Origin of the sequence: Acinetobacter lwoffii (assembly GCF_015602705.1) — a bacterium.
Classification (GTDB): Bacteria; Pseudomonadota; Gammaproteobacteria; order Pseudomonadales; family Moraxellaceae; genus Acinetobacter; species Acinetobacter lwoffii_E.
This window is the reverse complement of the sequence record NZ_CP059081.1, coordinates 964,321-979,311: the sequence shown is the minus strand read 5'-3', so window position 1 is coordinate 979,311 and position 14,991 is coordinate 964,321. Positions and strand designations below refer to the sequence as shown.

Below are 14,991 nucleotides of genomic sequence, written 5' to 3'. Positions count from 1 at the left end.
TTTCACCCATTTTCAACAAATATATAATTTTAAAAATGAAAAAGCCACCTCTCGGTGGCTTTTTTAAATCTGTTGATCAAGAACCCTGTAGCAAATAACTACCTACCAAGAACAGTACCTGTAGGCCAACAACAAAACCAAATAACCACCAACCTTTCTGACGTAATTCTGTTCTATCCATTATTCTGAGCGTCTTAGCCATGTCATCACCTCATCTTTGAGAATTGATACTGAACCGATCTATTCCATCTTTCTTTTATAGTGCAATAAAGTTGTGCATAAAACATACCATAGCACTTTATATACAATATGAAAGCAAAATCTAAACCAAGTCCGTAGGGAGAAAGAAAATTAAAAAAATTAAAAAACAAAAAGCCACCTAAAGGTGGCAATTGATGAAGCTAGTTTAAACAAAAGCTGAAAGATTTTCCAGTTTTGCCGCTATTCCGGTAATTTTTGCAATAAAAAAGGGCTGCTTGCGCAACCCTTTTTCAAGCTAAAGTGAATTAACCAATAAATTTACGTGCATTACGGAACATACGTAACCAAGCACCGTCTTGATCCCAGTCTTCTGGTTTCCATGAATGCTGGATCGCGCGGAAGTTACGTTCAGGGTGTGGCATCATAATCGTTGCACGGCCATCCTGAGACGTTACACCGGTAATACCTTCTGGTGAACCGTTCGGGTTCAATGGATATTGTTCAGTTGCATTGCCATGGCTATCTACATAACGTAGAACAACCTGATTCGATGCATTCAATGCAGCAAAGTTTTCCGCCGTTGCAACTGCACGACCTTCACCATGCGCCACAGCGATTGGCAGAATCGAACCTTGCATGTCTTGTAACAATACTGAATTCGATTTTTCTACACGAACGTTCACTGCGCGCGCTTCAAATACTTCAGACGTATTGCGATGGAAACGTGGCCAAGCATCCGCACCCGGAATTAATGGGGCCAATTGAGACAACATTTGACAGCCGTTACAGATACCCAGCGAGAAGGTTTCTTGACGGTTAAAGAATTTCTCAAACTGGTCACGTAATTTAGCATTGAACAATACGGATTTCGCCCAGCCGCCGCCAGCGCCCATCACGTCACCATACGAGAAACCACCACACGTCACCAGGCCTTCAAAATCATCTAGGCTGATACGACCTGCCAGCAAGTCACTCATGTGGACGTCAACGGTATTGAAGCCCACTTTATCGAAAGCTGCCGCCATTTCGATATGACCATTCACACCCTGCTCACGCAGAATTGCCATATTTGGACGACGCAAGTTAATGAAAGGTGCTTCAATCACTTCATTCAAGTCGAATGTTGGTTGGGCGATAATACCTTTGTGTGCTTTATCGGTAATTAAGGCAAATTCCTGATCTGCAGTTTGTACGTTGTCACGTAGGCGCTGGATTTGATGAGAAACTTCAGTCCATGCCACTTGCAGATCAGCACGTTCAAGTACCAAACCATTTACAGATAACTGATCAGAATTATTTACAGTACCCACCACTGCAATTGCATCTTTAAGCGTAGATGCTGCAACTTCAGCTTGTAGTGCTTCCCAATCTGCTTTCGAGATTTGCAGCACTGCACCAATTTCTTCAGCGAATAAGCTTGCAGTTGATTGATCTTCTAAAGCCACACCTAGACGTGATGCGAACATCATTTCTGCAACAGTCGCCAATAAACCACCATCACCGATGTCATGATACGCTTTGATTAAGCCACGGTTGTTCCAGTCTTGAACCAATGCGAAAAATGCTTTGAAGTCATCGAAACTGTCGACATCAGGCGTCACTGAACCGATTGCTTTATACACCTGCGCCAGAATCGAACCACCTAGACGGAACTGACCTTTAGACAGATCAATACGAACCAATATAGATTCAATATCTTTCAGTTCAGGAGTCAATGTTTGACGCACATCAGTCACTGGCGCAAATGCAGTGATCACGCCCGACATTGGAGAAGTCACAGACTTGTCTTCACCTTCATCATTCCAGGTGGTACGCATAGACAATGAGTCTTTACCGACAGGAATGGCAATGCCTAAAGCAGGACACATTTCCATACCGATGGCTTTTACGCCTTCGAATAATGCCTGGTCTTCGCCCGGTTGACCGGCAGCCGCCATCCAGTTTGCAGACAATTTGATGTCGCTGATTTTTTCAATCTTCGCAGACATGATGTTCGAGATCGATTCAGCCACAGATAAACGTGCAGAAGCAGCAGGATTCAACAAGGCTACTGGAGGACGTTCACCCATTGCCATTGCTTCACCAGTGTAACCAACAAGGCTTGTTGTAGTCACAGCAGCATCCGCGACAGGAACCTGCCAGCGACCTACCATCTGGTCACGCGCGACCATACCGGTAATCGAACGGTCACCAATACTGATCAGGAATGATTTAGAAGCAACAGTCGGATTTTTAAGAACGCGATAAATCGCATCTTTTAAATCAGTGACTTTAGCTGCATCAAAGTCATCGCCTTTGCGTTCAATCGTTTCGTAGGTACGGCTCATACGTGGTGTACCACCAAGCATCACTTGCATTGGCATATCCACTGGCTTGTTGCCGAACAATGGATCTTCAACGGTTAAATGACGTGCTTCAGTCGCCTCACCCAGTACTGCAAACGGACAACGTTCACGCGCACAGATTGACTCAAATAATTCTAAAGAAGATGGACGAATCGCCAATACATAACGCTCTTGCGCTTCGTTTGACCAGATCTCCATCGGCGACATGCCAGGTTCTAAAGATGGAATCTTACGAAGATCTAGCACTGCACCTAACTCATGATCATTCACCAGTTCAGGCATAGCATTTGATACACCACCCGCGCCTACATCATGCACCGACACAATTGGGTTATGGTCTTCCATGCGCCAGCAAGTATCGATCACTTCTTGACAACGGCGTTCCATTTCCGGGTTTTCACGTTGTACCGAAGCAAAATCTAGGTTTTCGCCCAATTTACCGCTATCTACAGAAGATGCAGCACCACCGCCAAGACCGATCAGCATGGCTGGACCACCGAGTACGATTAACAAATCACCCGGTAAAATCGGATCTTTTTCAACGTGATCTGGACGGATATTTCCGTAACCACCCGCGATCATGATTGGCTTATGGAAACCTTTAACATCGCCATTGACGTTTTGTTCAAAAGTACGGAAGTAACCGTTTAAAGCTGGACGACCAAATTCGTTATTGAATGCAGCACCACCCAATGGGCCTTCAATCATGATTTGTAACGGCGATGCCATACGTGATGGTTTGCCGTAGTTTTCTTCCCAAGGCTGTTCAAAGCCTGGAATATTCAGGTTAGATACCGTAAAGCCGGTTAAACCTGCTTTCGGTTTACCACCACGACCGGTCGCGCCTTCATCACGGATTTCACCGCCTGAACCTGTCGCTGCACCGGCAAATGGCGCAATCGCAGTTGGATGGTTGTGGGTTTCCACTTTCATCAGGATGTGAGCAGCTTGGCTCTTGTATTTATAAACCTGATGGCCGTTGTCTTCTTGAGTTGGATAAAAACGCTGGGTATCTGAACCAACAATCACCGAAGCGTTATCCTTATAAGCCGACAATACATCTGTTGGTGATTCTTTATAGGTGTTCTTGATCATCTGGAACAATGATAATGGCTGAACTTCACCATCAATCGTCCATTCCGAACCGAAAATTTTATGACGGCAATGCTCAGAGTTGGCTTGCGCAAACATCATCAGTTCGATGTCATTCGGATTACGACCCAGCGTGATGAAAGCTTCAGTCAGGTAATCAATTTCATCCATTGATAATGCAAAACCAAACTCGTTGTTGGCTTTTACAAGTGCTTCTTTACCTTCACCCAGAATATCAATCGAGTTCAGTGGTTTTGGCGCAGTTTCCACAAATAATACCGCAGCATCTTCAATCGCATTGAATACGCTTTCGGTCATACGGTCGTGAAGTACTTGCAATGCTTCTTTAGAAAGCTCTTTTACGCCCTTCAAAGTAAATAAAACGCCGCGTTCAAGTCGATGAACCGGCGTATTACAGTTTTTGAAAATGTCTGTCGCTTTAGAGGACCAAGGAGAGATGGTTCCGACGCGCGGTGTGACTAAAATCTGGATTTCATCACTTGCAGCCTGGTGCAATTCAAAAGATTGACCATCGTTGAGAAGCTGTAAAGCTGATTGCTGTTGTTGCTCGCTGAGCGCTTGGTCAAAGAGGTAGACCCATTGACTTTCAATTGATTGAACAGAACTAATTGACGTCAAACGCGATAATAGTTGAGTTTTCTTAAAAGAAGAATGTGCGGGTGCACCGGCAACGATAAACATGCTGATTTTGGCTCCACGGGATGGTCTGAACAACCATGCCACAATGTGACTTGAGAGAGCGCATATTCTACTGTGAAATAAGGAAATCGGCTAGATGCCAAATCAGAAAACTACGTCTGAAATATCCTGGACTTTTAAAATATTTCGTTTATTTTCAGTCAGGAAAATTGAATGTAGTCGCACAGGTTATCACATTTTTTTAAAGAAAAATCAAAACCGCTTCAGAATAATTTTATATGTAAAAATTGTATTATTTTTCAACAACAATCAGTGCAAACTCAAATTCAGGTTTTATTGTCATGACCTGCCAAAACTCCGATTTAGGCCAAAATGAAATACTTGATTACAAGATTTCATGAAGTCGTATTTTTTGAGACTGTTTTTAATTCTTTTGAGTGACTCCTAACTTTGACTTCTAAGATTAGAAAACTGGTTAAAAGTCTTCTGCCGTTCTGCAATACAAGGAACAGTTCTCCGCTCATCTCCTCCATTACAGCACCAGAGGCAAATTACTCTGCCATATAAATGAGTAATTAATAATGAGTGGCATTTTAATTTGACATAATCTTCAGAATAAAAACCGGACATCTATTCTCATCTTCCAAAAGAATAAAAATAAAATTCCTTATTTTGATCCTTTTATTTTTTCATATTTGATGTTTATCTTCTCAGATCATAATTAAGCGGAATTTACTCATCTAAAAGACCAAAAATCATATCCATAAAATTACTCCACCATATCTAATATTTTGAAATTTCATCACTTATTCATTAGTTCTATTATGCGTAAAAAGCACAATATAAATAGCAAAACACCACTCGTATTTATAAGAAAATTCACCAGGAATTATGAGGCTCATATAAAAAAATAATGAAGAAATGATTAATAATAAAATCTTGTTACTTTTTTATTTAATCCTTATTACCATGTTTTATTTAACTTGAAAATTTAAAATAAATATTTGTAATTAATAGAAAAATATCAAAAATTTTCTTTTTTATTCAACTAACAGAGCTACAGACTCACATGTCTATATCAGCTAAGAATCTTACCAAATAGACACTTCATCAGTAAATTTGATGATTTTATGTTAAGCTCTAGCCGAATTGCTGAGGAAATGTCCAAATTCTGGGCCTGGCAATGGTTTTTCCTTTCCGCTGTAGAGATGAATATAAATTCTATATTCGGACACTAACTTTTTGATGTTCTATAGCTTCACTGCTCTGTCTATTTTAGAGCCTTAATCTGTCACCAATGATTTAATTTTCAAAAACAAAAGGTGACCCGCTTAAGGAGTATGTATGTTTCAATTCACTAGTACAGCAACTGTACTATTGATGGTGCTTTTCTATGGCATCACCTTTCTACTATCGTTACGTATTAAACAGAAAAATGAAAATGTCGATGGCTATATGGTCTCGAATGGCTCCATCGGATTTGGAATGTCTGCGGCCAGTATGACCGCCACCTGGATCTGGGCCGCCTCATTTTATGCAGCAGCTTCATCCGGATATACATACGGCGTTTCCGGTGCCCTACACTATGGTTTGTGGGGTGCGCTGATGATTTTATTTATCTATCCCTTTGGCAAGCGCTTTCGTGAACTGGCACCTAATGCACATACTTTGGCAGAAATCATGCATGCTCGGCACGGTAACCAAAGCCAGATGATTCTGGCGGGTTCCAATATTGTGGGTAGCGTGATCAGCCTGATGGTGAACTTTACTGCCGCCGGGGCACTGGTTGAGATTTTATCTCCTTTAAGCTTTATCCATGGCGTGCTGATTACCGGCATCGGTGTGCTGTCCTATACCCTCTGGTCGGGGTTCCGTTCTTCGGTGTTTACCGATTTTGGTCAACTGGTGGCGATGATTGTCGCGGCTGTGATCATTATTCCAACCTTGTTCTTTACCTTAGGCGGACCTTCCCTGTTTCAAAGCGGGATTCATAACCTGCAACCGGAACAGCTGGATTTTTTCTCTAAAACAGCCTTTCTGGAACAAGGCGCGCCGTTTTTTGTTGCCGTATTGGCTTACGCGATTGGTAATCAGACCATTGCCCAGCGCCTGTTTGCAGTCCGTGAAGACCTGATCAAACCGAGTCTTATCACTGCAACCATTGGTTATGCTGCAATTGTCATTGGTCTAGGCATGCTTGGATTACTGGCGCTATTTGCAGGTATTCAGCCCATTGATGGCAACCTGAATAACTTGATTCCACAAATGGCAGCGACTTATCTTTCGCCATTTATGGTCGCGCTGTTATTCATCATGGTGATTGGAGCCCTGTCTTCTACCGCTGACTCGGATCTGTCAGCCCTGTCTGCGATTGTCATGACGGACATTTATGGCAAACAGATTGCGAAAAACCGTCCTGATCCAAAGAAAATGCTATTTATTGGCCGTATGACCATGATCGTTGCCACCATGCTGGGGATTGTGATTGCCACCTTGAAGTTTGACATTTTGTCGATGCTGATTTTTGTGGGTGCGCTTTGGGGTTCTATTGTATTCCCGGTGATTGTCAGCCTGTATTGGGACAAGGTGAATGCCCGGGCCTTTAACTGGTCAGTAGGCCTCGCATTTTTAAGCTTTCTGATAGTACGTTTTGAATGGCTTCCGATCCAGGGATTAATCGCACTTGGCTTTGAACTCGTTGCGACCCTGGGGATTGGTGTGGTGCTGGGACTGATGACCTTTGGTTTCTTCGGCAAGAAAGTGGGTTTGGTCGTTGGCATATTGGCCAGTATTGGCTTCATGCCATGGACCATCGGTTTCCTGCGTGAATACGGCACCTTGTTAAGCTCACTAACAGCGTATGGCAGTAGTGCGCTGGTATGTACTGTGTTGACGCTGGTCTACAGTAAAGAACGATTTGATTTTAAACAAATCAACAAGATGGTGATTGAATTTCACCAGCTATCTGAGAAAAGTAAATAAGGAGATTTCAGATGACAAGTCAATTATTGACTCTATATGTACTTTTTTGGCCTTTGGTGGCAAGCCTAGTCTTGTTCACGATTTGTCTGAATGTCTATAAAGACACACAACAGGCTAAAAAAAATGGCGAAGAGCTAATTTGATTCTTCATCCTAAACAAAAAGCAGACCATTGAGTCTGCTTTTTTATTGTTCATTTGATGATTTCGATTTTTAATCTCAGTCTTTTCCAGCTGACTGAAATAACCATATGCAGCATGACAATTCATGTCGCACTGCCCTAGTGCAGGAGCTAGTTTTTTGGCATGATGCAAATAGTGGATCACTGAATAATGATAAATGACTCAAATGCGTTGGTTAGAACTGCTTTCGACAGTTCGGATTGGTAGTAAAAAGCAGAGCACTGAACTGGCACGAAGCCCGTTTCATAAAGATTATGATCGTATTATTTTTTCGCAAAGCTTCCGGCAGTTAAACCGCAAAACCCAGGTCCATCCACTGACCCAGCATGATGGCATTCATACCCGCTTAACCCATTCGCTGGAAGTTTCCTGTATTGGCCGTTCACTCGGTATGTTGGCTGCCGAGAAAATCAAAGATAATTTACCTGCCTGGATTTCTCCGGCTGATGTCGGTGCCATCATTCAGGCCGCCTGTCTGGCACATGATATCGGTAATCCACCTTTTGGGCATGCCGGTGAATACGCCATTCGGGAATGGTTTGACGATGCATCTCATACCGACTTTTTAAAAGATTTGAGTCCTGAACAGGAAGCCGATGTACGCCAGTTTGAAGGCAATGCCCAAGGCCTGCGCCTGCTGACCAAGATCGATTACCATCCTTATGATGGCGGCATGCGCCTGACCTATGCCACGCTCGGTGCCTATCTTAAATATCCGTGGCTCTCTGAGGCGATTGACCCGACTGGCAACACCCCTGCCAGCCGACGTCCTAAATTTGGTTGTTACCAGTCTGAAAAAGAGATTTTGCAGGAAATTGCTGAACAGCTAGGATTAATCCAGCTTGGTGAATATCATTATTGTCGTCATCCGCTGACCTATCTTCTAGAAGCTGCGGATGATATCTGCTATGCCCTGATTGATCTGGAAGATGGTATTAGCCTGAATATGCTCAGTTACACCGAAGTCGAGCCAGTTTTCCTGAACTTGCTGGGAGAATATGGCACACCTGAAGAAATCAATCTGCCTAATACCACCTGGCAACAAAAAATTGCCGCCTTACGTGGTCGGGTCATGAAACGTCTGGTAGATGAAGTCACCACAGCCTTTGCCCGACATCAGCAGGAAATTCTGATGGGCCAATTGCAAGGCTCATTGTTGGGTTATTGTAGTGCCGACATTGAGATTGGCATTAACCGGGCCAAAGAACTGGCGCGAGACAAGATCTTCGAACATCCGCAAAAAGCCGGTCTGGAAATTATCGCGCATCAAAGTCTGCAAACGATTCTGGATGCCTTTATTCCACTGACCACGCCGCACAAAACTTTAAGCTTTAAAGAGCAGCGTTTAATGGCTATTTTAAAACGCTCGGGTGCGCAGTTTAGCACTGATCATTATGACAACATTATGCAGGTGCTAGATATTGTCTCCAAGTTCTCGGATCATCAGGCTTATAATCTGGCGCAGGAACTGCATGGCAATAAAGCCGGGTTACTCTAACACGAACGAGCGCCTGATGATAATCTCAGCAAAATCACTGCTTTTGAATGATAGAGTTTTGCCTTTATCGAAAATGCTGACTACTATGCCTGTATTAAATTTGAGTATGTATAAAAAATGATTGGATGCCTGATTGGGGAAGTGCTGGCGCTGGAAGCACCGACTGTTTTATTAAATGTGAACGGCGTAGGTTATGAGATTGACACCCCTTTAACCACTTTCTGCCAGTTGCAAAAAGGCCAGAAAATTACCCTGTGGACCCATCTGGCTGTTCGCGAAGATGCCCAGTTACTTTATGGCTTTATCAATGCGCAGGAAAAAACCATTTTCCGTACCTTATTAAAGGTGAACGGCGTTGGCCCGAAAATGGCGCTTGGTATTCTTTCCACTTTAAGTGTGGAAATGCTGATCCATACCGTTGAACATGAAGATATCAACACTCTGGTCAAAGTTCCGGGAGTGGGTAAAAAGACTGCTGAACGCCTGATGATTGAATTGCGTGACCGCTTTAAAGCCATGGTTTCAGGTGCTGTGCCAAGTAATTCAACTGCACCACAGATTCAGTTTATGGGCAATTCAGCCGTGGCTGAAGCGGAAGCTGCATTACAGTCCTTGGGCTATAAGCCTGCTGAAGCACAAAAACTGGTGAATGCCGCCAAAGGCGAATTTACAGAAGCCAGCGATATTATCCGCGCGGCATTAAAGTCGATGAATCGCTAATGATTAACGTCAACCACATATGTTAAGCACTTAGTTTTGCTACACGTTGGACGACATGGATGTCGTCCGTTAGATTGGGATATAGGGACATATCCTCAATCTGACAAAGGGTTTTGTTACTTTTGCCCTGTCAAAAGTAAAATACCGCCTACGCAATGGCCGTTAAAAACAAATCATTATTTGAGGCTGTCCCAACAGCATCAAACAGCTTCAATAAAGAGATGAATTAAATCGATATGCAAGACCGTCTTATCAGTGGTTCTGAAAAACCCGAAGATCATTTTGATCGTGCTATCCGCCCCACCTCACTCGACGACTATATTGGTCAACCAGTAGTCCGTGAACAGATGGAAATCTTTATTGGCGCAGCGCGTGGCCGTGAAGAAGCACTAGATCATACATTGATTTTCGGCCCGCCCGGCTTAGGTAAAACGACGCTGGCGAATATTATTGCCCGCGAAATGGGCGGCAACCTGAAGTCGACCTCAGGTCCGGTACTGGAACGCGCCGGTGATTTGGCTGCCATGCTGACCAACCTTGAAGAAGGTGACGTTTTATTTATTGATGAGATCCATCGTCTGTCACCGGTCATTGAAGAAATTCTTTATCCAGCGATGGAAGACTATCAGCTCGATATCATGATTGGTGAAGGCCCGGCTGCCCGTTCGATTAAACTGGATTTACCGCCATTTACCTTGGTAGCTGCAACTACACGAGCTGGTCTACTCACCTCTCCGCTGCGTGACCGTTTCGGAATCGTACAGCGTTTAGAGTTTTATTCGGTTGAAGATTTAACCCACATTGTCAAACGTTCAGCCAATTTGATGGATGTACCTATGACTGGAGATGGTGCAAAAGAAATTGCCCGTCGCTCACGAGGTACACCGCGTATTGCTAACCGTTTATTGCGTCGAGTTCGTGATTACGCTCAGGTCAAAGGTACCGGTGAGATCAATCAGGATATGGCCCAACGTGCTTTGGACATGCTCAAAGTCGATAAAGATGGTTTAGATACACTCGACCGCCGTTATTTATCAATGTTGCTTGAGCGTTTTGATGGTGGTCCTGCTGGCGTAGAAGCCTTGGCAGCAGCCATGGCAGAAGATTCTGGTACGTTGGAGGATGTCATTGAGCCTTACCTGATTCAGCAAGGTTATGTAATGCGAACTGCACGTGGTCGTATTGCCACCAATATGGCGTATTTGCAGTTTGGGATGGCACCGCCTGAACCGAAAGATAAGTGATTTAAAAAAGCAGCTTAGGCTGCTTTTTACTTAATTAAAGGATTCATCGGAATGTATAATTTCGGTCATAAAAATAAGCAAATCATTTATTTTCTTTGCTAGATCTTCTGTTTTTTCTTTGGTTTCCGCTTTACTTTCAAGAGTGGATAAAATAGAAAGCACTAGACGATTAATAAGCTCTATTTTTTCACTAAATTGATAGTGATTTTTGCTCTTATTATTTAAAATCAAAAACAAATGTAACGAAATCGCGCCAAGCTTATTAAAATCTTCATCCAATTGCTCATTGAAAGTGTCAAAGAATTTATCATAACTATTTTCTACTAAATATGCCCACGATTCATCTTCAATATTAGACAACTTTATAAGTAGAAATTTTAAAGTCAGTTTCACTGTACTAATATATTCAAAGGAAAGCTTCCTAAATTCAGCTCTGTCTGCCTCTTTTCTTTGAAATGATAATTCAAATTTTTTTTGGCTCTCTTGGCTTTTTATCAACTCTTGATTAGTAGTCAAAGTAATTTTCTCGGAACTTTTAATTTGTTCAATTAAAGAATCAAAGGATTGTTTAGTTAAATCAAAACTTTTCCGTCCATACCAATAAGCTAGCCAAGTCGCTAAACTTCCTAAAATTAAAGCGATAATTACGGATAAAGCGAAAGATGATATTGCTGTTGTATCTGTCGAATGAGTGAGATTAAGTTCCATTTTCTTATTTGGATTTTCGACCATACTTGTAGTTTGTACTAAAGGTTGTTGTGGCACTGTCCACGGAAGCTGAATCATCACTTCATTATTATTCTGCTCTGCCACACCCACCCCTTTTAACTTAAATGAATTTTTATTATCAACATTCTAAACATTTTCAAAGTATCACAAAAGAAAAAGCCAACTGACCATGCCTGAATCAGTTGGCAAAAGCACAAAATAAAAAACTAAATAAAAAAAATTACTTCTCTTCTTTCTTAAACTCCTTAAAATCCGCTTTACGAATCATGGCATGAATACCTTTGGTTCGATCGACCACTTGTGACACTTCAAAGTCAGTCGCAGCACTTAAGTAGGCATAGGCAATTTCTTCAGAAATGCCATATTCATTGACCAGAAAACGGATCGCTTCACGGGTGGATTTACGCATGGCTTCATCTAAGTCTTCATCCAGACCCGGCGTAATCCAGAATTCAGCATTTTCAGCCAGCGGCTGTTTAATCTCTGCACCTGGAATTTTATCCTTGCCAGATTTAAGTAAAGTGAATTTTAAAGTTGCCCGTGCCGAACCTTCTAACGCAGTTAAAGCCACCTCGCCATCGCCTTGTACAAAGTGACTATCACCTGTATAGAACAAAGCACCTGGCACCTGTACAGGATAATAAGCCGTTGCGCCTGCACCTAATTCATTGATGTCGATATTCCCGCCATAAAATGATGGTGGCACAGAATGCACAGGCTCGCTGGTATTTGGTGCAACGCCCATCGTGCCCATAAACGGATTCAACGGGAAACGAATTGCTTTACCAGATTCAGTTTTTAAAACGCCTTCCCATACATCATCAGCATTTTTCTCAATTGGGGTAAAAATGGACACGTTGCCATAAGCATCAGGATTGGCTGGAGATGCATGCTCATGTTTCTGACGTTTCGGGAATTCGGGTAAGGTGCCTTTGCCATGACGGTTTGAAATCACGCCATAAGGCACACGCGGTTCAACTTTTAAAATCTCCACCTTTAGAATATCGCCCGGCATTGCCCCTTCTACATAGACAGGCCCGGTAATAATGTGTGGTCCATCTTTATGGAAATCATGTTTCAATTTGGAATTCGTGATCAGCTTGGCTTCATCCAATACATGCTCAGGCTTGACGCCTTTTGATGTGAAATATTTCTCTGCATTGCGGCCCTGATCTTCTAGCAGCCCTTCATGTGAAACCGTATCGAAAGTAACTGTGCTACCTGAAGGGACAGTTAAAACAGGTTTTGCATCTTTATTTGGCAGATAACCCCACGTAATGGTATTCAAGGTACTCGGCACATAATAATGACCTTTATATTCACCACTTTTGAGTAATGTCGGTTTATTTTCCAGCTGTTTCAGTATTTTAAAGTCTTCAGCCCATATGCTTGTCGAAATAAAACTTAAGCTTGAAGCCACTGCCAGAGATAAAGCCAAAGGTTTTAACATGCGTTCAATTTCCGTCATAAAAATATTACGGAAGAATGAATGCAATCTAAGTGCCAAAATAAGTTTAAGAGGTTTAAAAAATCTTCACTTCATCCGAGTTGTTGATATAGATGTGATCGTTTTTATCCCTTTTCAGCCTGAAATTTTTATGATTTTCATACCTTATAAATATAAACAATCAATTTAGATACATATTTTTACAATGTAAAAGAACAAATAAAGCTCTTTGAGAACAGATATTAACACCCAGAATACCTTTAAGGTATCAAAAAATACTTAGAGAGTTTTGGTCAAAATTAGATCAGTATGCCATCCTAAAGAATCTCTTTAACCATTTCAAATTCTTAAGGTTCTCCCGAAGTATGAACATGTATAAGCAGATATCCCTTTGTCTCTCTCTTCTTTTATGTAGCCAGCTCAGCCTGGCCGACTGGATTGATGATTCTGTACAAGCTGCTGAAGCACACACTATCAAATTACGCCAGCATATCCACCAACATCCTGAACTGGGCAACATGGAATTCAAAACCTCGGAGCTGGTCCAAAAAGAATTAAAATCCTATGGCATTGAAGTACGTAAAGGCTATGCCAAAACTGGTGTAATCGGTGTATTAAAAGGTGCAAAACCCGGCCCTGTGATGGCCTTACGCGCAGATATGGATGCATTGCCAATTAAAGAAACTGCGCCCGTGCCTTTCGCCAGCAAGCAAAAAGCCCTTTATCAAGGCAAAGAATCTTATGTGATGCATGCCTGTGGACATGACGCACATACCGCCATGTTATTGGGTGCAGCCAAAGTTCTGGCCGCCAATAAAGATAAAATTGCGGGGACAGTGGTATTCGTATTCCAGCCGGCTGAAGAAGGCGGTGCAGATATCGATAACTTCACTCATGGCGATCAGATTGGCTCACGCAAAATGATTGCCGACGGTGCCTTGAACAATCCAAAACCTGAAGTGATTTTCGGGATGCATGTCATGGCAGGCATGCCAAGTGGCAATATCTTCTACAAAGATGGTGCGATTTTGAATAGTGCCGATCATTTACGTATTCAGGTGAATGGCAGTCAGGTACATGGCTCCATGCCTTGGGCAGGTAAAGACCCGATTTATGCCTCTGCCCAGATGGTGACCAATTTACAAAGCCTGATCAGCCGTAAAGCCGACCTGACCAAAGGGATGGGTGTGGTCAGTATTGGCAGTATTCAGGGCGGCACTACCGGTAACGTCATTCCAGATCAGGTCAATATGGTCGGGACTATTCGTTCCAATAGTGAAGATGTACGTCAGGGCATTTTAAAAGACTTGCCGAAAATGCTGGAACACAATGCCGCAGCCAATGACGTTAAGGTGAAAGTCGAAATTGCACCTTATGCACCAGTGACCACCAATGATAAAACCTTGACTGAATTGATGCGCCCAACCTTGGCGAGCGTGCATGATGAAGATAAATTGCATGTTTTAGACAACAATGCCAGCGCCAGTGAAGATTTTGCTTATTATGGCCAGCTCATGCCATCGCTCTTCGTTTTTGTTGGTGCCACACCAGCAGATCAGGATCCGGCAAAAGCCGCACCGAATCACAACCCGAATTTCATTGTCGATGATGCGACCTTGAAAACCGGTGTCGAAAGCCATGTCCGTTTTATTCTGGACTATCCAAAAGTAGCTGAGCAGGTTCAGGCCAACTGGAAACAGAAAAATAAAGGCTAATCTTCTATTACTAAAAATGCGCGGCTCCAAGGACTCGCGCATTTTAGTATCTGCTGCTGTTTTATAAATGAGCTGTTAAGCGCTTAGTACTTCATCTTAGTGACTTCTCTCCAGATTTGACACCTTGTGCCATTGGTCTCAAGACTCACAATGCTAAACTTTGAACCGCTAAATTGC

General features: G+C 42.7%; 10 protein-coding genes. 6 read left to right on the top strand and 4 right to left on the bottom strand.

All coding sequences use genetic code 11. The annotated features are described in order from the left end of the window. Positions 1-76 precede the first annotated feature (76 nt). Together H0S56_RS14415 and purL are read right to left on the bottom strand one after the other, a co-directional pair. Complete coding sequence (locus tag H0S56_RS14415) at positions 77-202, bottom strand: KGW motif small protein (RefSeq protein ID WP_253144109.1); 126 nt, start codon at positions 200-202, stop codon at positions 77-79. Positions 203-506: 304 nt separating this feature from the next. Then, positions 507-4,340 carry a phosphoribosylformylglycinamidine synthase gene (purL, locus tag H0S56_RS04635; RefSeq protein WP_195725772.1) on the bottom strand — a complete coding sequence of 1,278 codons (3,834 nt, stop codon included), beginning with the start codon at positions 4,338-4,340 and terminating at the stop codon, positions 507-509. Between the two features lie 1,302 nt (positions 4,341-5,642). Between purL and H0S56_RS04630 the strand changes: the two genes are divergently transcribed. The 5 genes from H0S56_RS04630 to ruvB all read left to right on the top strand — a co-directional run bounded on the left by H0S56_RS04630 (position 5,643) and on the right by ruvB (position 10,923). Beyond that, positions 5,643-7,280: a sodium:solute symporter family transporter gene (locus H0S56_RS04630; protein ID WP_195725771.1), complete on the top strand. Its 1,638-nt coding sequence runs from the start codon at positions 5,643-5,645 to the stop codon at positions 7,278-7,280. An 11-nt stretch (positions 7,281-7,291) separates the two neighbouring features. Then, positions 7,292-7,423: a putative transporter small subunit gene (locus tag H0S56_RS14285; RefSeq protein ID WP_004645659.1), complete on the top strand. Its 132-nt coding sequence runs from the start codon at positions 7,292-7,294 to the stop codon at positions 7,421-7,423. A 195-nt stretch (positions 7,424-7,618) separates the two neighbouring features. After that, positions 7,619-8,959, top strand: a complete 1,341-nt coding sequence (locus tag H0S56_RS04625; protein WP_195725770.1) for a deoxyguanosinetriphosphate triphosphohydrolase — start codon at positions 7,619-7,621, stop codon at positions 8,957-8,959. Between the two features lie 117 nt (positions 8,960-9,076). Further along, complete coding sequence (gene ruvA, locus H0S56_RS04620; protein ID WP_195725769.1) at positions 9,077-9,679, top strand: Holliday junction branch migration protein RuvA; 603 nt, start codon at positions 9,077-9,079, stop codon at positions 9,677-9,679. Positions 9,680-9,915: 236 nt separating this feature from the next. After that, a complete protein-coding gene (gene ruvB, locus H0S56_RS04615) occupies positions 9,916-10,923 on the top strand; it encodes a Holliday junction branch migration DNA helicase RuvB (protein WP_005247592.1) in 1,008 nt (335 codons plus the stop codon). Positions 10,924-10,953: 30 nt separating this feature from the next. Here ruvB and H0S56_RS04610 read toward each other — a convergent pair whose 3' ends face one another. Together H0S56_RS04610 and H0S56_RS04605 are read right to left on the bottom strand one after the other, a co-directional pair. After that, a complete protein-coding gene (locus H0S56_RS04610; RefSeq protein ID WP_005247594.1) occupies positions 10,954-11,736 on the bottom strand; it encodes a BAR domain-containing protein in 783 nt (260 codons plus the stop codon). Between the two features lie 136 nt (positions 11,737-11,872). Continuing rightward, on the bottom strand, positions 11,873-13,102 hold the full coding sequence (locus tag H0S56_RS04605; protein WP_195726053.1) for an acetamidase/formamidase family protein: 1,230 nt from the start codon (positions 13,100-13,102) through the stop codon (positions 11,873-11,875). Positions 13,103-13,470: 368 nt separating this feature from the next. Here H0S56_RS04605 and H0S56_RS04600 point away from each other — a divergent pair, with 368 nt between their 5' ends. Next, a complete protein-coding gene (locus tag H0S56_RS04600) occupies positions 13,471-14,814 on the top strand; it encodes an amidohydrolase (protein ID WP_195726052.1) in 1,344 nt (447 codons plus the stop codon). Positions 14,815-14,991: the final 177 nt, after the last annotated feature.

Coding starts and splice junctions, on each gene's coding strand:
- H0S56_RS14415 (WP_253144109.1), bottom strand. CDS start 202: ATGGCTAAGACGCTCAGAATAATGGATAGAACAGAATTACGTCAGAAA.
- purL (WP_195725772.1), bottom strand. CDS start 4,340: ATGTTTATCGTTGCCGGTGCACCCGCACATTCTTCTTTTAAGAAAACT.
- H0S56_RS04630 (WP_195725771.1), top strand. CDS start 5,643: ATGTTTCAATTCACTAGTACAGCAACTGTACTATTGATGGTGCTTTTC.
- H0S56_RS14285 (WP_004645659.1), top strand. CDS start 7,292: ATGACAAGTCAATTATTGACTCTATATGTACTTTTTTGGCCTTTGGTG.
- H0S56_RS04625 (WP_195725770.1), top strand. CDS start 7,619: ATGACTCAAATGCGTTGGTTAGAACTGCTTTCGACAGTTCGGATTGGT.
- ruvA (WP_195725769.1), top strand. CDS start 9,077: ATGATTGGATGCCTGATTGGGGAAGTGCTGGCGCTGGAAGCACCGACT.
- ruvB (WP_005247592.1), top strand. CDS start 9,916: ATGCAAGACCGTCTTATCAGTGGTTCTGAAAAACCCGAAGATCATTTT.
- H0S56_RS04605 (WP_195726053.1), bottom strand. CDS start 13,102: ATGTTAAAACCTTTGGCTTTATCTCTGGCAGTGGCTTCAAGCTTAAGT.
- H0S56_RS04600 (WP_195726052.1), top strand. CDS start 13,471: ATGTATAAGCAGATATCCCTTTGTCTCTCTCTTCTTTTATGTAGCCAG.